This window comes from Bartonella sp. AP9QHHD, from assembly GCF_042195625.1.
Taxonomy (GTDB): Bacteria; Pseudomonadota; Alphaproteobacteria; order Rhizobiales; family Rhizobiaceae; genus Bartonella.
In genome coordinates this window covers 42,848-60,791 of the sequence record NZ_JBHIOP010000121.1, presented here as the reverse complement: position 1 = coordinate 60,791, position 17,944 = coordinate 42,848, and the positions used below count along the sequence as shown (strand labels likewise).

15 protein-coding genes are annotated in these 17,944 nt (G+C 33.8%); 4 read left to right on the top strand and 11 right to left on the bottom strand.

What is annotated here, in order from left to right:
* Positions 1–167: 167 nt before the first annotated feature.
* From ACFIK4_RS09885 to pcsA, 3 genes are read right to left on the bottom strand one after another with little or no spacing between them, the layout of a single operon-like run.
* A complete protein-coding gene (locus ACFIK4_RS09885; RefSeq protein ID WP_375613429.1) occupies positions 168–581 on the bottom strand; it encodes a DUF6163 family protein in 414 nt (137 codons plus the stop codon).
* The gene (locus ACFIK4_RS09880; protein ID WP_375675851.1) at positions 578–1,630 is read right to left on the bottom strand and encodes an enoyl-CoA hydratase/isomerase family protein; all 1,053 of its coding nucleotides are present in this window, start codon (positions 1,628–1,630) and stop codon (positions 578–580) included. Before ACFIK4_RS09880 ends, ACFIK4_RS09885 begins: the two co-directional genes overlap by 4 nt.
* Positions 1,631–1,651: 21 nt before the next feature.
* On the bottom strand, positions 1,652–2,470 hold the full coding sequence (gene pcsA / locus ACFIK4_RS09875; RefSeq protein WP_375611909.1) for a phosphatidylcholine synthase: 819 nt from the start codon (positions 2,468–2,470) through the stop codon (positions 1,652–1,654).
* 185 nt (positions 2,471–2,655) lie between these two features.
* On the opposite strand from pcsA, the gene ACFIK4_RS09870 reads away from it, so the two are divergent.
* From ACFIK4_RS09870 to sodC, 4 genes are all read left to right on the top strand, one after another.
* Positions 2,656–3,882, top strand: a complete 1,227-nt coding sequence (locus ACFIK4_RS09870) for a UbiH/UbiF family hydroxylase (protein ID WP_375675850.1) — start codon at positions 2,656–2,658, stop codon at positions 3,880–3,882.
* Positions 3,883–4,393: 511 nt separating this feature from the next.
* Complete coding sequence (locus ACFIK4_RS09865) at positions 4,394–4,738, top strand: hypothetical protein (RefSeq protein ID WP_375611907.1); 345 nt, start codon at positions 4,394–4,396, stop codon at positions 4,736–4,738.
* The gene (locus ACFIK4_RS09860; RefSeq protein ID WP_375675849.1) at positions 4,716–5,039 is read left to right on the top strand and encodes a hypothetical protein; all 324 of its coding nucleotides are present in this window, start codon (positions 4,716–4,718) and stop codon (positions 5,037–5,039) included. Before ACFIK4_RS09865 ends, ACFIK4_RS09860 begins: the two co-directional genes overlap by 23 nt.
* 454 nt (positions 5,040–5,493) lie before the next feature.
* Positions 5,494–6,021, top strand: coding sequence for a superoxide dismutase [Cu-Zn] SodC (gene sodC, locus ACFIK4_RS09855; RefSeq protein ID WP_375632234.1), 528 nt, complete (start codon positions 5,494–5,496; stop codon positions 6,019–6,021).
* A gap of 644 nt (positions 6,022–6,665) precedes the next feature.
* Here the strand turns inward: sodC and ACFIK4_RS09850 are convergent.
* The 8 genes from ACFIK4_RS09850 to sufB all read right to left on the bottom strand — a co-directional run bounded on the left by ACFIK4_RS09850 (position 6,666) and on the right by sufB (position 17,831).
* Positions 6,666–7,604: a COG2958 family protein gene (locus ACFIK4_RS09850; RefSeq protein ID WP_375675848.1), complete on the bottom strand. Its 939-nt coding sequence runs from the start codon at positions 7,602–7,604 to the stop codon at positions 6,666–6,668.
* A 377-nt stretch (positions 7,605–7,981) separates the two neighbouring features.
* Positions 7,982–10,735, bottom strand: coding sequence for a DEAD/DEAH box helicase (locus ACFIK4_RS09845; RefSeq protein ID WP_375675847.1), 2,754 nt, complete (start codon positions 10,733–10,735; stop codon positions 7,982–7,984).
* Between the two features lie 22 nt (positions 10,736–10,757).
* On the bottom strand, positions 10,758–12,398 hold the full coding sequence (locus tag ACFIK4_RS09840; RefSeq protein ID WP_375675846.1) for a site-specific DNA-methyltransferase: 1,641 nt from the start codon (positions 12,396–12,398) through the stop codon (positions 10,758–10,760).
* Positions 12,399–12,481: 83 nt separating this feature from the next.
* Positions 12,482–12,883 carry an SUF system Fe-S cluster assembly protein gene (locus tag ACFIK4_RS09835; RefSeq protein ID WP_375636727.1) on the bottom strand — a complete coding sequence of 134 codons (402 nt, stop codon included), beginning with the start codon at positions 12,881–12,883 and terminating at the stop codon, positions 12,482–12,484.
* Positions 12,876–14,120, bottom strand: a complete 1,245-nt coding sequence (locus tag ACFIK4_RS09830) for a cysteine desulfurase (protein ID WP_375618154.1) — start codon at positions 14,118–14,120, stop codon at positions 12,876–12,878. Before ACFIK4_RS09830 ends, ACFIK4_RS09835 begins: the two co-directional genes overlap by 8 nt.
* Before the next feature lie 10 nt (positions 14,121–14,130).
* Complete coding sequence (sufD, locus tag ACFIK4_RS09825; protein WP_375675845.1) at positions 14,131–15,393, bottom strand: Fe-S cluster assembly protein SufD; 1,263 nt, start codon at positions 15,391–15,393, stop codon at positions 14,131–14,133.
* 11 nt (positions 15,394–15,404) lie between these two features.
* Positions 15,405–16,160 (bottom strand): Fe-S cluster assembly ATPase SufC, encoded by a 756-nt coding sequence (gene sufC / locus ACFIK4_RS09820; RefSeq protein WP_375618156.1) that lies wholly within the window; start codon positions 16,158–16,160, stop codon positions 15,405–15,407.
* Positions 16,161–16,319: 159 nt separating this feature from the next.
* Positions 16,320–17,831 carry a Fe-S cluster assembly protein SufB gene (gene sufB, locus ACFIK4_RS09815; protein WP_375675844.1) on the bottom strand — a complete coding sequence of 504 codons (1,512 nt, stop codon included), beginning with the start codon at positions 17,829–17,831 and terminating at the stop codon, positions 16,320–16,322.
* Positions 17,832–17,944: the final 113 nt, after the last annotated feature.

The window sequence follows — 17,944 nt, the reverse complement described above, 5'->3', positions numbered from 1 at the left end:
TTTATCTTCTGCATCATATTATCGCATAATATATATTATGGAACTTTATGGAGAAATATAGCTAGCATCAGTGTTTTGAGGAACGAAGCTTTAAAATGAGCTACTTGAGCTAGTTAAGTTAGCTAAGATCGAAAATTGAGCCTGTTATTCTGGCTCGAAAATTTTAATCACAATGTTTTTTTATTTTTTACTCTTTTAAAAAAAATAATTACAATTTGTAGTACTATAAAAGCTAAAAACAATATTCCATGAAATAATGGTACAAATGGCTGATAAATAAAATCGGAATAATATATTGTTATTGCTTCAATCAACGCTGCAATACACCACACAATGATACCCCATAGTGAATACATCCAAAGTCCAACTAAGGCAATAGGATAGAGAATAGCCAATATAGCTGATGCAAATTGCCACTGCCAAGGCATAAGATCAAAACGCCATAGAATACCTGGAAAAACCCCAACAAGGCGTATCCAATAACAAATACCTAGAACTAAGCAAATAAATGCCAAAAACCGTAAGTAACAGTTATAGATTAAATTGATTTTTGAAATCTGTTTGTGAGAATTATTTTTCACAATAATAACTCTTGTTCAACAGGTTGGAAGTAAGAATCTGAATCTACCATTTCATCTGTCACATTTGAAAGTTTATCTGGTTGCCATTGAGGTCTTTTATCCTTATCGATTAACATAGCACGTATACCTTCATAAAAATCATGTGAATGAATCATATGATACGCTATGCGGTTTTCAATTTTCATACAATCTTCCAACGTTTGAGATGAATTTTGTTTCATTTGTTTCCAGATAACTTTTAAACTTGTCGGAGAACGTGACTGCAAAATATCATAACATTCTTTAGCAAATAAAACATCTTCATTGCTTTTTTTATGTAGCAACTCAAGACATTCTTCTAAGGTATGTGCACTAAAACAAGTGTTAATAATACAACGTATTTCATGACTTGTTTCATAGTCTTTTGTAATTGCTCGCTCGTTTAAAGCTAAAGTAGGATCTCCTTGCTCAATAACAGCTTTTCTAATCATATCGAATTCAGTTTCAGCAACGGCGTGTGTTGCTAATCCTAAATTTAAGCAATCTCCCCACTTTATACGTGCGCCCGTTAATGCAAGATAGATACCAAAATGATTGGGAAGAGATGGTAAGAAAAAACTTGCACCTACATCTGGGAAAAATCCAATCGCACCTTCTGGCATAGCAAAAACTGTATTTTCTGTAACAATTCGATGCGAGCCATAGAGAGAAATACCTACCCCTCCTCCCATCCAAATACCGTTTAAGAAAGAAATGTAGGGCTTTGAAAAATGTTTGATATAAGCATTTAAACTATATTCATTTCTAAAGTATTGACAAGCAGCAGCACTTTTCCCCATATGATAGATTTCTACAACATCTCCACCAGCACAAAAAGCACGCCCTTCCCCTTCAATTAAGACACAAGAAACATTATCATCTGTTTCCCATGTTCTGAGAGCTTTTTTTAAAGCTGAAACCATTCGTTGATTAAGAGCGTTTAATGCTGAAGGACGTGTGAGCTTTATAATACCAGCACGCCCTTCTTTCGTAAAAGAAATATCATCATCTGCTCCAAAATTAATTTGCATCTCACACCCTTCTTAAAACAATTATTTCATTGTTTTTTTTATACTTTTTGCCCCAAGTTTAGGAAATATTTGCATGATTGCGCCAATACAATATGTATAAATTCCTGTTACCGAAATTCCTATTTTAACCCAATAGGGAGCCTCTAGTTGATAAAAGAAGGCAGAAATACCAAAAAAACACCATAAGAGAAAAATGGGAAAATTAATTCTACGTAAACGAAGTACTCTTACTGGATGAATAAAATAAATTGGCAAAAAAGATATAATCGCCGATAAAACAATAATGATAAAAGTAATCCACTCTCCTGGTCTGACGACAAAAAGCGTAAAAATCATCATATTCCAAACAACAGGAAATCCTTTAAAAAAGTTTTCTTTGGTTTTCATACTAGTATCTGCATAATAAATAGCAGATGAAATAACAATAATTGCACTCAATGAAAATGATAACCCTACCCCCATGAAACCACTTTGATAGAGTGCAAAGGCAGGAATTAAGACATAAGTCACGTAATCAATAATATTATCTAACAGCTCTCCAGACCATGTTGGAAGAACGTACTTAACATCAAGTTTGCGTGCAATTGGTCCATCTATACCATCAACGAGAAGAGCAAGCCCAAGCCAACAGAACATAGCTGTCCATTCTTTTTGAGAGGCTGATATAAGAGAAAGAAACGCTAAAAATGATCCCGAAGCTGTTAGTAAATGAACGGAAAAGGCCTTTGCTTGTGGCATTGTTACTTTTTTATGGCGTAATAATTTAGCATTTGTTTTGATTTTCTTTGTTAATTTACGTTTCAAGGTTTTCTTATCCTCGTTTTTAAAGTCTTCAACCATCTATCAATACGCCATTTTTTAACGATGATATAACTCAGCATTTAAAAAAATCATAAAAAGGTTACTTTTTTATATCGCATTATTTATTACATACTATAATAATAGAAGAGCTTCATATAATAAAAAGAGAGAGATCATTTGGAAATGTTAAAATATTTTCTCAATGAATAAAGGTTCAAATCGTTGTGATATTTGAAAAGGAAGAGCATAAAGATATTGCTGTTATTGGTGCAGGTCCTGTCGGAATGTTAGCTGCGCTGAGTCTTGCACAGAAGGGGCTTTCTGTTTTTCTTGTTGGGCCCCCTGCTCATACAGATGAGTTACGGACAACGGCTCTTATGATGCCTGCAATACGCATGCTTCAAAAACTCAATATTTGGGATAATCTTCAAAAACATGCAGCTGCTTTATCGTCCATGAGAATTATAGATATAACTTCTAGAATTGTGCATGCTCCTACGGTGCATTTTTCTTCTACTGAAATTGGCGAAAAAGCTTTTGGCTATAATATACCTAATATAAAATTGAATAGTGCTTTAGTCGACGCTGTTACACATACGCCCAATATTACAAGATTTGTTTCTGTAGCCAAATCTGTTCATCACACAAAAAACCATGTATGCATTACTCTTGCTGATCATAGAATTATTCAAGCACCACTTGTTGTTGCAGCTGATGGACGTCACTCTCTTACACGTGCAGCAGCAGGGATAAGTGTGAAACAGTGGAATTATCCACAAAAAGCACTTGTTCTCAACTTTTCTCATGAGTTTTCTCATCAAAATACATCAACTGAATTTCATACAGAACACGGTCCATTTACACAGGTTCCACTACCAGGACGAAGATCTAGTCTTGTATGGGTTGTTCATCCTTCCCGCGCTGAGGAATTATTAAATATAGAACCAAAAACAATTGCAAAAATGATCGAAAACCAAATGCAATCAATGCTTGGAAAGCTAAGCTTAGAAACATCAATTCAAGCATGGCCGATTTTCGGACTTCTTTCTCATCATTTTGCTGCTAATCGAACAATTTTAGTGGGTGAAGCCGCTCATGTTTTTCCCCCTATTGGGGCACAGGGATTAAATTTAGGATTCCGTGATGTCCAAACTTTAATTGATATTTTACCCAATAAAATATCCAATTCTAACTCTGAAATGATTGTTGCACATTATAACAAATGCCGCAAACCAGATATATTAATCCGAAGTGGAGCTGTTCATACACTGAACTCTGCTCTACTTTCTCATATGTTGCCTGTTCATATCATACGAAGCATTGGGCTTGGTTTGTTGCATAGTTTCCCACCATTACGTAATTTATTTATGCGCGAAGGAATGTATCCCGGTTATGGATTTAAGGAAATTATGCAAATATTTCCAACAAAATCATCAAAACAGCTCTACTAAGCAATAATGGATAATAACGTAAAATAATAAATAATAAATTGCATTTTGAATCATATCTATTACTAATATAAAAAATATTTTTGTTCTTTCTAAGAAGTAACAATTTATATTAAAATAATTAATTATATTTATTTGATTTATTTATAATAATAACATGTTTAATTAATATAACTGTAAATTATTTTTTATTAAAAATTATTATATATATTTAGTATGTTGATATGAAATAAGAGAAAACTGAATTATATACTACAAATTAAATTATAAAGATATCTTGCTAAATCATAGCTGTTAAATTTAGAACTATAAATAAAATGAAAAATAATACCGTTTTGAAAAAGTTATTTTATAAAATTAATTTTAATAAGAAAATAAATAAAAACAGTTTTATTTAATCAATATATTTTCAAAAATTTTTATTGTTAAGTATAATATTAAAAATAAAATCATCTTTGGAACCTGTTAGTAACACAGAGGTTAATGAAGTGTTGTTTCAACAAATGGTAACAAGATGACACTAAATAATTTTTTGAAATTAAGTACTTTTTTTATAATGATTGCATGTGTCTCGTTGATAGTCACGACTTCAATAAGTGAAGTTTTTCACCTTCCTTATTGTCAAACCTTTACCTATAGCTCTACTCAAAAGGTCACTAAAATAGGTCAGAACTCATTTACTGCTTCACAAGTTAAAAATTGTCTTATGCAAAATGGTTTTGAGAATATTAAACGATTGCGCTTAGATGACAATGGTATCTGGCGTGCTTTAGTAAAATTTAAAAAGTCCCATTTTTTCGTATCCGTTGACTATTCAGGAACAGTTAGCATTCAAAATGAAAGAAAAGAATATGATTGATTTAAAAACTTACAGCAACGTTTCTTTTCACAGCTGTAAGAAAAAAAAATTAAAAAAGTGCTACCATTCTATTAAAGAATTTGCTTTCATTGGCGGTTTAAATGGTAGCATATCAGGAGCTATCGCGGCAACTCTTGCAGCTTATGGTTATATTGCTCTTCCAGGATTTGGTCCAGTTATCGCAATGGGTATAGGAGTAGCACTTTCTTCCGGAATAATAATAGGAGCACTGATAGGATCAGGAATGGGAGGGAGTGTCGGTATATGCTGTATTTTATTGGGAAATTTATATGAATCATAATAATTTTTTCTCTTATAAATTTCATAATGAATAGAAATTTCTCGTCATTTTTTCTATGAAAAACAATTAAATCATCAACAAATTATATGTTCTTTTTTTGATGAAACGATCATCATATTGTAAATGAAATAATAGCTAACTTACTAAAATTCCTTATTTAATTTCTTATTATACCTCAAAAAGTAGATTTTTTAAAAGCATCTCTTGAAGAAATGTAAGTGAGATATAATTATCCATCCATAAAAGCTGTATTTTTTATAGATCAAAAAATAAAAGTTATGTTCAGAAATATATATAAACACACTTTAATTTATTTGCTCTTTCTAATAACAGAATATTTCTATGTAAATTATTTTTCTTAAAGTTAAATTTAAGACATTTATATAATATATCATTAATATAGATTGTTATTTATAGACAACAATATATTAAAATATAAGTATAAAGGTATTTTATGAAAAAAATATTATTATCATTATTGTTTTTTATGGCATTTTTAATTCATAAAAATTCTGCATTAGCACTATCAAAACAAGTAAATATTTATAAATTAGAATATAACAATTCCAAAAAGGCTATTGGTAGCATTAAAATTGAAGAAACCACATACGGTTTGATTTTCATCCCTAATTTATCTACTTTATCAGAAGGAATGCATGGTTTTCATGTACATGTAAATCCTTCATGTGATACAAAAGATGGCATAATTGGTGGAAGCGCAGGTGGACATTATGATCCGGAACATACCGGAAAACATTTAGGACCTTATAATGTCAATGGTCATCTTGGTGATTTACCAGCACTTTATGTTGATAAGCAGGGATATGCCATAATGAGCGTTCTTGCTCCACGATTAAAAAAAATCTCTGAAATTAAAGGGCGCTCTTTAGTCATTCATTTAGGGGCTGATAATCAATCAGATAAACCATTACCGCTTGGCGGAGGTGGTGCACGTTTAGCGTGCGGTATTATTGAAAAATAAAGAGAGTATTGCGGCAGACTGCGACAGTACACACTTCCTTTACCATAAGGTGTGAGAGAAATTTATTTTTTAAATCTATTTCAAGAAATTGAGTAAACTATGTGAATATTTTATAAAATTAATGTTTTTTTGAATGTTTACTTCGGATAACAAAAAGCTTAGTAATCATCAAAACGAACAGCAATGGAAATTAAAGAAATAGTAGTGTAAATTCTCCGTAAGAAGACTTCAATATGAGGAAGTAATATTTTCCATGCTTGATGTAAACAAAGCAAAAAAGTCGAATTTCACCCTCTATAATAGCAAATTTATAATAAATTATAATCATTAAGTCTAGTATCTAATGGAATCACGCTCAATGCACAAAATAGAACAGGCTTAAAACAGAATTTTTACTCTTCCCCTACTCAACCCTACTCATGAGGTACGTGAGAAAAATTTTAATTGATACAATATCAATATGAGATGGTTTGAAAGGATTGAATACTAGGGTATTCATTCCCCTCATTTAAGTTTAAAGACTAATTATCATTAGTAAATCAACATATTATACCAATATAATAAGACAAATAAAATAGTTAGAGTAATTTTTCATCATTCTGAAAAAAGGCTTTTAAACAATAGAGTCTTTTTAAAAATACCCCTCATAGATACATATGATCCCAATCTAGAGGACGCATCTCACCAGTTTGATAAAATTGACGAATGAGCTTAATATAATCAAGAAAATCTTTGTTTTCCTCCACTAATCTATTAGCAGTATCCCAATCAATATCACTACGTTCTTTGGCAGGAATTAAGATCTCACTCTCGGAAGAGTTTTCCTTATTAAGTCTTATAAATCCAATTCCATGCAAACTTGAAAGCATCCGAAGCTCTTTTAATGTATCAACTCCTTCAATTTCACTAGCAACTAAATAACTCAAATTAGCCCATGAAGAATTACTAACTGTTTGAAAAAATGCTTTTCGTAAATTTGAACGATTGATGAGAATTTTTACTTCAAAAGACCAAAGCTTTGTCTTTTTATCAAAATATTGCAAAACACAGTCTTTGATTTCACGATTCCATTCCTTGCTTAAATCTTGCATCCCTACGAGATCTGGATAAAGCCATTTATTTCCGCCTGCACCATGTTTATTACGAGAACATTTCTCATTAATGCGCTTGCTATAAACTGCAAGCTCTGACCATAAAAATTTAGATAATAATGGATAAAGATCATGCTCTTTAACAGAGCCATCTTCTGTTCTACTCTTTGCATTGTCCTCTATTGCATCAATTTCAGCACTATCTGTTTGTTCAGTAAAATAATATTGTCTCGGTCGTCCTTCAGTGGTTTTAATTTCTGAATAACGCTTTTGTAACTGAGGGCGTTTTGCCCCTATTTCAGCAACAATTTGCTGAATAAGAGCCGCATCACTATTAAGGGGAGTGATTATTGCCGTTGAATTCTTTTGTTTTTGACGGCATTTTTCTGGGTAATTTTCAAATATCCATTGAGCAATTTCTCGAGCTGTAAACTTTTTTGTCGGGTTTTTCTTTAAAAAATTAAAAACAGTGTTTGTTAAATTTAAAGTCATATGAAAAACTCCCCCTTTTATCCTCTGGGTATTTCATTATATTCAGGCGTTTTAAATGAAAGAACAATAAACTGTTTAAGTTTTTTAAAAAAAGAACATTTATCAAATTACTCAATAAAATTAAAATATTTTTTTTAATTTATGATTATAACTCAAAGATCTTTTCACATAATGAAAATAAGATTGTACTTTTATAAAAAAGTGTAAATGTGCTACAAATCCCCATACAAAAGCATAATCTTGTATAACTTTTCTATACATTTTTCTTTTTATTTTAACGTCGTTAGAAAAAAGTTAAAAATAATTATTCAAACATTTGATTAAACCTCACACCCGTCAATTAAAAAACTTATGTGTTTTATTTTTGAAGCAAAAAGTTATAAGCTCTCAAGTATAGATTCTGAAATGGTAAACTCTGCACACAAACCTTCAAAACTACTATTTGCTTTAATAGCATCATGGGGAATAAGAACATAATACCATTTTTTATCGCCATAAGTCGCCGCATAGCGCGTTGCATGACAACACCATTGAACTGCAGCTTCTCTCTTTTTTAAAACAATAGGATTTTGCATTTCAGAGGCTTTTTTAGGCTCACAAAGATATTTGGCATCCTTCGTTTCTACAACAAAGTCTGGTTCATAGATTGATCTTTTATCATATTCTATTCTGAAAAAACCTCGAGCGGGTTTCATCCATTTCAAGACTTGTGCATCATCCTCTAATATTTGAGCAAATCGTAATTCCCCTTCTACTGAATCAAACTTTTGTAAAGGATAACAGCATTTTCTAAAGCCGCTGAATACAAGTTTTTTAATATCGCTTTTAATGGCAGGAATATTACGAAAATCAAGAGGAGACGTCCCTTGCGGCAACACATAATGGATAGGTTGTAAAATTGTAAAACCTCGTGTAACTTTAACCGCATAATCTTTTTGCGTTTCCCATTGATGTTCTCTTAATTGCGCAACAATAAAACTAGTAAGCTTGTGCTGATAGTGAATTAATACGTTCTCAACAGCTGTATCATTGGGTAAATAAGATCGGAAATGTTCTACTATCTGACTAGCTAATTTTCGTAATAAGAGCGTATGGTTATCATAATCGACAAAGTCATTATCAATCAAACCACGAATGATGTAGTTTTCAAGATAAGGCTCTTTGACATATTCATTCTTAGATGTGAGAAAAATGCTTTTATGGGTACGCAATTCTCGAATTAAAAGTTCTTTACTAACAGGTTGAAAATTTAAGCTTTCTAGATTTTTTAAATCAAAGTCATAAAAACCATAAGTAACATCACGCAAAGGTATGAGTATAATATTTGGAATATCTATTATCAGTTCTGTTAATTGTTTTGTCAGAATTGTCACCACTTTTGATACAAGAGACTTTTGTGATGAAGGCTTAATATTCATAACTTTATTAGCAATTTTTTCTTGTATCTGTGCAGAACAAAGCATTTGAGAACTTGGCAATTTATCATTCTCTTTGATAAGATCCCACGCGATCGCTGCAATATCTTGCTCTTCAGGTGTTAATGTAGGGGAATCTGTATGACGTAATATGATACCTTGTAAATCAGAAGATGCTCCATTTATATCGGAATTACGTATTACCATCGTTTGCATCAATAAAGCTTCTACTTGACTTGGAACTGTCACTATATCGGTCTTTTCAAAGGGGATATTCCCTCCTGTTCCAATCTCAATATGCTTTTTTATAATTGAGTTTGGATCGTTTGCACGATCAATAATATCTTGAAAACGATCATGCGCAATAATTGTTAAACGATCAATAGCTTCCACGCCTGTTCTATACCCATAAGGCAAACGCAATCCACGCCCAATTGTTTGCTCTGTTAAAATTTCTGAAGCCGATGCACGCAACGGTACAATAGTATAGAGATTCGTAACATCCCACCCCTCCTTTAATTTATTAACGTGAATAACAATTTCTGTTGGGTCATGAGAATCTTCAATTGCAATCAGCTTTTGAATATTTTGATCTTCTTCTATATTCGACTGTTTTGTATGAATCTCTATAACTTTTCCCTTATAAGCTCCTGCAAAAAAATCATCTGATTCCAATAAATCACGCAATTTCTGTGCATGATTTGTATCTTGAGCGACAACTAAAATAAAAGGCTTAACGAACTTTTTGTTATAATCTTTTGCATAGACAATTAAATCTGCTTTCACGTTTTCATGAGCATGAATTGCATCTTGTAATTTGATATGTTCTAATTGTTCAGATGTATAATTTTGAGGTTGAAAATCTTTACGTGTAGCAACAGCAGGCTCTTTTACAAAACCATCTCTCATAGCCTCTGCAAGTGAATAACTATAGACAACATTTTTAAAATCTACGGGTTTTGCACCTATTGTTTTTGGTGTCGCTGTAAGCTCTATTCCTAAAACAGGTTTTAACTCATTAATTGCTGCCGCACCAGCAGAAGCTCGATAACGATGTGCTTCATCCATTAACAAAACTAAATCAGGAAGATTTGCGAGATAATCAAAATAACTTTCACCAATCGTTTCTTGTAAGCGTTTAATTCGCGGAATACTAGATTTTAGTGCGCCTTTTTTATTATCCGTTGTATTAATTTTAGAAATATTAAAAATATTGATAAAGGCCGTATCTCTATTCTCAAACAAACGCTTTTGTCCTTGAATATGGTGTTCATCAACGCGAATACCTTTACCACTTTCATAATCTTCACCTGTAATAATAACGGGTCTATTGGCAATAAATTCACTCATTCCACTGAAAACATACTTCGGACTTTTGGGACTAAAATCCTGTTTTAACTTTTCATAAATAGTCAAATTTGGCGCTAAAACAAAAAAATGGCGACTACGACCTGTTAAATAAAGATAGCTGATAAAAGCCCCCATAAGTCGCGTTTTCCCAACACCCGTTGCTAAGGTAAAACAAAAAGAGGGAAAGTTTCGTTCAAAATCTTGTACAGAAGGATAAAGATTTTTTATCACTTCTAACTCTGCAACCAAATCAGCATTTTTAGAAAGCTCTATATTTTCTAAGATTTTTACCAAAATATTTAAAGATTCACGTTGAGGATCACGCAACGATAAGCGAGCAGAAATCCTTTTTTCAACAGTGTTCATGAAAAACTCCGCTTTTTATATATTATTCAAATAGATCTAATTCTGCTTGCGCAATATCTTTATTTTTGCTGTTTTCTTTTACCACAATCACTGGTTCAAGATTGGCTACATTTAAACTGTAATCGTCCCTTCCCCATTCGCATTTTTCTAATATTGCACGGGGGATTTTAGTGAGTGTCAGATTTTCAAAGGATGCTGATTTTGTATCAAAGGCTGTACCACAAATCAGCAACGTGCGATGAGAGCCTACCTCTTCACTCATTATACAGAGTTGTGCATGGGTCATGGCGCTCGTTGTGACATAAATATAATCTGTTTCGGTTGAATACCCTTGCATCCAATAATGATTTTCATCCGGTGCATAGGTAAATCCCATATGTTTGCACATGGCTTCTGATAGCATGGCAGCATTATATTCGCGACGAATAATCCATTGTCCCCATGGATCTTTTTGCAACAGAGAAGGTGCAAGGCGATAATAACGGAATCCACCGCCACCTTGCCAATTGACACTTTTGGAAATTCCCCCTTGATCAGTTCCATCAATGACTTGTTTTAAACGAGGGATAATGTGGGTGTGACAATGCTCACCAAGTTCAATCATAATCCACTTCCTTCCCATTTTATGGGCAACAGCACCGGTTGTGCCAGAACCAGCAAAAGAATCCAGTACAAGATCACCGGGATTAGTGGCAAGTTGAATAATGCGTTCCATTAAACGTTCCGGTTTAGGAGTTGTAAAGACACTATCAGAATTGAAGACTTTGGCTTCTTTTTTTGCATCTTGATTATGGCCAACTTCCTGATAAGGCCAAATGGTCATTGAAACCATACCATTTTTTACCTCTGATAAAAAACGTTTCATAGAAGGAACATTACTTCCTGTTGGACCAAACCAAATACGATTATCATTCAATAATTCAAAGAATTTTTTTTTATTCATAGCCCAACTTCTACCATTAGGAGGCATTACCTTGCGTCCAGAAGGTGTGATGATTTCATAAATATCCTTAGGTGTTACTCTTTTTACAGATAAATCTCCAGATTTCCAAGGACCGCGAGGATCATTATCAGGATTTTTATAGCGCGCATCCATATCGTTTGAACGAGGAAGCAATTGAGGGCGCCAAATCGTTTTGTCTTTGGCATAAACCATTATAAAATCATGATTATCAGAAAGCCATTTTGTATCATTTTGTGGAGCATATTTCTTTTGCCAAATAATATTGTTGATGAAATTTTGGCGACCAAAAATTTCATCCATCATCACTTTAAGATAGGCTTGTTCATCATCATCAATTGATATCCAGATACTTCCATCATCCGCCAGTAAATGATGTAACAATTCTAGCCTGTCTCTCATAAGGCTGAGCCATATGGAATGCTCTAAACCATCTTCATAATGTTCAAAGGCATTGCCTGTATTATAAGGCGGATCGATATAGATACATTTTACCTTCCCCATATATTCTTGTTCAAGCGCTTTGAGTGCGAGCAAATTGTCACCAAAAATAAGTTTATTATCAAAAATATCTTGGGATGATATTCGATGCGAAGCGTGATAAGATTTTTCAAGATCTTCTAATAAGATACGAGGTTCTAGTTTTGGGCGTTTTTCTTTTCCAATCCAAGTGAGTTCTAGTTTTTGTTTATTATAACTCATGCGATCGTCCTTAAATTTAAACGCTTATGAAAAGTAAACAGCTTATTCATGAATGGCTAAATTAGAGTCTCTTAACAATACTTTTAGTACCATCCGACAGCAATTTGAGCTTCTTCTGACATACAATCAGGTGTCCATGGTGGATCAAAAGTCATAGTGACTTCAACATACGAAACCCCTTCAACTGCACTGACTGCATTTTCTACCCACCCTGGCATTTCACCCGCAACAGGACATCCCGGTGCTGTAAGAGTCATTTCAATTTTTACTGAACGATCATCTTCAATATCAATACGATAAATCAGTCCTAGCTCATAAATATCAGCAGGAATCTCTGGGTCATAAACTGTTTTGAGAGCAGAAATAATATCATTTGTCATACGATCAATTTCGTCTGCTGGAATTGCTGATATGTAAGATTTTTTATTTTCGCTTACAGTTTCAACGGATTCTGTAGAATGACGCTCTTCAATTGATTCAGCCATTAAAAAATGTCCTTGTTTCTTGCAATGCTTCTACTAATTGATCTATATCCTCTTGAGTGTTATACATGGCTAACGATGCGCGGCAAATAGATGTTAGACCAAAGCGCTGTAATAAAGGCTGTGCACAATGAGTTCCCGCACGTATCGCAACCCCTTTTCTATCAATAAACATAGCGATATCATGGGCGTGAATCCCTTCAATTGTAAATGATATAATAGCTCCTTTATTGGGAGAATGACCATAAATACGCAATGACTCAACCATTTTAAGTTTTTCCTGTGCATAAGCTAAAAGGGACCTCTCATGGGCATGAATTGTGCTACGACCTTTCTCTTGTATATAATCAATAGCCGCAGTTAATCCAATAGCTTCAACGATAGGAGGAGTGCCTGCTTCAAAACGGTAAGGAGGAGCATTATAAAAAACCTTATCGGTTGTTACCTCCTCGATCATTTCCCCTCCCCCTTGAAAAGGACGCATTTCTTCTAATCTATCTTCTTTACCATACAAAACACCAATACCAGTGGGACCATAAAGCTTATGACCTGTAAAGACATACCAATCACAATCGAGATCTTGTACATCAACGGTTAAATGTACTGCTCCTTGAGAACCATCAACAAGAACAGGAATAGAATTTTGATGTGCTAGCTTAATAATCTCTTTAACAGGAGGCACAGTTCCTAATATATTGGACATATGCGTTATAGCAACAAGCCGCGTTTTTTCGCTTAAAGCCTTTTGGAAATCTTCAATGTGCAGAACACCATTTTCATCGACAGGAACAAAAATAAGTTTAACACCTTTTTGTTCACGGAGAAAATGCCAAGGAATAATATTTGAATGATGTTCCATGATCGTTAGAACAATCTCATCACCTTCTTTGAGTTTTGGCATCGCCCAACCATAAGCAACAGTATTAATAGCTTCTGTTGCATTTTTCGTAAAAACAATTTCTTCAGCTTTTTGAGCATTTAGAAAAACACGAACGGTTTCACGAGAATTTTCATAGGATTGTGTTGCTATATTGGCTAAAAAATACATTCCCCTATGCACATTAGCATAACTATAGTGATAATAATTATTCATTGCATTGAGTACTGACATTGGTTTTTGGGCAGAAGCACTACTATCAAGATATGCTAATCGCTTTCCATAAACTTGATGGTGCAAAATAGGAAAATCACGCCGAATTTCTTCGACATTATAAGTAAATGTTTGTACGTTATTTTCCATTTTTTCTACCTTAAACATTTTTTTCAAGCCATTTACTAATGATATTCTCTAAAACGATTTGAATATTATCTTGCTTGATGTCATCAATGAGCTCAGAGATAAATCCTTTAATCAAAAGCGCACGAGCCGTTTTAAAAGGGATACCACGTGTCATAAGATAAAAAAGATAATCATGATTAATATTAGCAACTGTTGCACCATGACCACATGCAACATCATCAGCAAAAATCTCCAGTTCAGGCTTTGCATTAAATTCTGCATCATCTGAAAGAATAAGGCTATTACAAGCCATGCGTGCATCTGTTTTTTGCGCTTTTTGAGAAACACGTATTATTCCTTGGAAAACACCAACAGCCTTATCTGTAACCACATTGCGTATAATTTCGGTTGATGTTGATTTTTCTTCCACGTGACGAACAGTCATTGTAAGATCACTATGTGTTTGTCCTGATAATAAATTTATGACGCGTAATTGAAAATCAGATTCTTCTCCCTGTAATTCAATATTGATTTCTTGGCGATTTAATTGGCTCCCTATATTAATGACATAAAGTGATAACTTCGCTCTTTGATCAAGAACAGCACAAAATCGACCAAATTGTGTAGAATTAAAATCACGATTGCGAATGAGAATCCACGTAACATCACTATCAGCAGCAACATTTAATGAAAATATTGAACTGACAAAGGTATCTTTATCATTGCCAACCTGATGTTCAATAAACATAACTTGATTATTTTTATCAACTTTTATATCCGAAAAAATATGAGATTGTCCCCCCATTTGTATATTTTGTAATTCAATGGGGATATTTAACTTTGTATTTTCAGGGATGTGAAAAAGCCAACCATCTGTAACAAAAGCTGTATTTAACTGTCCAATAAAATCTTCATCAGAAATGTTTTGATTTATCTGTACAGAATTATCTTCTAATGCGTCTGAAAGGCGTTTTACTGCAATGTTGTCTACCTTTGACTCTATCGATGTTTTTCCATTGTTTATGGAGAAAACAGCACTTTCTGAAAGCAATGCATCAACCAATTGATTGTCTTGAACTTTTGAAAAATTGCTAATAGACTTCAGTAAGGTACGCAAATTGGTATAATGCCAACTTTCTATTTTACGGGAAGGAAGCCGTGTCGTTTGAAACTGCTCAATAGTTTTCTTGCGGATTTCCTGTACAGCTTTATCACCAGGTAAGTGGTTTACATACTGATTAAAATTACTGAGTATATTTTCTTCAACCGTTAACAAGTTTTGCTGTGCATTCATATTTAATAACCTCAAACCGCTTCTCTAATAAGATCAGCATACCCATTTTGCTCTAAATAAAGCGCTAAGGATTTATCACCGCTTTTGATAATTTGTCCTTTATAAAGAACATGTACCGTATCAGGAATAATATAATTAAGCAGCCGTTGATAATGGGTAATCACCAAAAATGAACGTTTTGAATCCCGAAGCTTATTAACACCATCTGCAACAATTTTTAGTGCATCAATATCTAAACCAGAATCCGTTTCATCTAAAATGCAAAGTGTAGGTTCAAGAAGTGCCATTTGTAAAATTTCAGCGCGTTTTTTTTCTCCACCTGAAAAACCTACATTTAATGGACGCTTTAGCATATCCATATCTATTTCAAGTTTGGCTGAAACTTCTTTAACACATTTTATAAATTCAGGAATTTTAAGTTCTTCGTCACCTCGCGCTTTGCGTTGAGAATTCATCGCAACTTTTAAAAATTCCATTGTTGCTACCCCTGGTATTTCCATTGGGTATTGAAATGCAAGAAAAACACCATATGCAGCACGTTCTGCTGGATCCATTTCTAAAAGTGATTGTCCATTATAGAGAATATCTCCTTCTGTTATTTCATAATCATCACGACCAGCAAGCAAATAAGATAAAGTTGATTTTCCGGCTCCATTTTGTCCCATGATAGCAGCAACTTCTCCATCTTGAACTGTCAAGTTTAAACCACGAATAATTTCTGTATCGGTTTCAGCAATACGGGCGTGCAAATTTTTGATCTCTAACATAATTTAATCCTGTTTTGGCTGTTTTTCAGATATCAATGCGTATTATTTTACCTTAGCATCCATCTACTTTTGTAATTACCATAGAGGTCATTTTTAGCATTATGTGCTACCGTTACAGCCTTTTTACATAAAGTCTTCTATTTATCTAATTAAATAAAATTATCCAACACTACCTTCAAGGCTAATACTAATAAGCTTTTGTGCTTCGACAGCAAATTCCATGGGAAGTTTTTGAATGACCTCTTTTACAAAACCATTTACAATTAATGCGATAGCTTCTTCTTCGGGAATTCCTCTTTGCATAACATAAAAAAGTTGGTCATCAGAAATTTTTGATGTTGTGGCTTCATGTTCAAACTGAGCTGTTGCATTTTTTGCTTCAATATAAGGAACTGTATGCGCACCACAATCATTTCCGATTAACAAACTATCACATTGCGTAAAGTTACGCGCATTTTGTGCTTTTCGATGCGCTGTGACTTGTCCCCGATAAGTGTTATTTGAAAAACCTGCAGAAATACCTTTGGAAATAATGCGACTGGATGTATTCTTTCCCAAATGAATCATTTTTGTACCAGAATCAATTTGTTGATAACCGTTTGCAACAGCAATAGAATAAAATTCTCCACGCGCATTATCACCACGGAGTAAGCAGGATGGATATTTCCAAGTAATCGCAGAACCAGTCTCAACTTGTGTCCATGAAATTTTAGAGCTATCACCTCGACAATCTCCACGCTTCGTCACAAAATTATAAATACCACCCTTTCCATCTTTATCGCCAGGATACCAGTTTTGTACTGTAGAATATTTAATCTCTGCATTTTCAAGGGCAATAAGCTCAACAACAGCAGCATGAAGTTGGTTTTCATCACGTTGGGGTGCTGTACACCCTTCAAGATAAGAAACATAGGAATCTTCAGCGGCGATAATCAATGTTCGTTCAAATTGGCCAGTGTTGCGTTCATTAATCCTAAAATAAGTTGAAAGCTCCATAGGACAACGAACCCCTTTGGGAATATAAACAAATGAACCATCTGTAAAGACAGCTGCATTTAAGGCCGCATAATAATTATCACTTATAGGTACAACTGTTCCTAAATATTCTTTAATAAGCTCAGAATGTTCAATAATCGCCTCTGAAATAGAACAAAAAATCACACCAGCACGTGCCAGCTCTTTTTTGAATGTTGTTACAACAGAAACAGAATCAAAGACTGCATCAACAGCCACCTGCCCCGATACAGACATACTGTCATCAAAAGTGGAGGGATCAGACTGTTTTCTTACTCCTGCCAAAATCTCTTGTTCTTTAAGGGGAATGCCAAGTTTTTCGTACGTTGCTAATAACTCAGGATCCACTTCATCCAAAGATTTTGGTCCTGTATGATTTTTTGGAGCAGCATAATAATAAAGCTCCTGAAAATCAATTTTAGGATATTCAAGACGCGCCCAATGAGGCTCTTGCATTGTCATCCAACGGCGGTAAGCTTTTAAGCGCCATGTTAGCATCCATTCAGGCTCATTTTTTTTAGCGGAAATAAATTTGATAATATCCTCATTTAAGCCTTTTGGAGCTTTATCGGTTTCAATATTGGTTTCAAAACCATATTTATATTGGTCAACATCTATTTCACGTACTTGGCGTATCGTTTCTTGTACTGCCGGCATAAATTTTCTCCATTTTTTGGCGTCAAAAACCGGTAACTAAAGTCTTGTTTTTTACAAGATTAAAGTAAGCAAGTTATCTCCTAGGCTATAGGTAAAGTGCAAAAATTTCAATC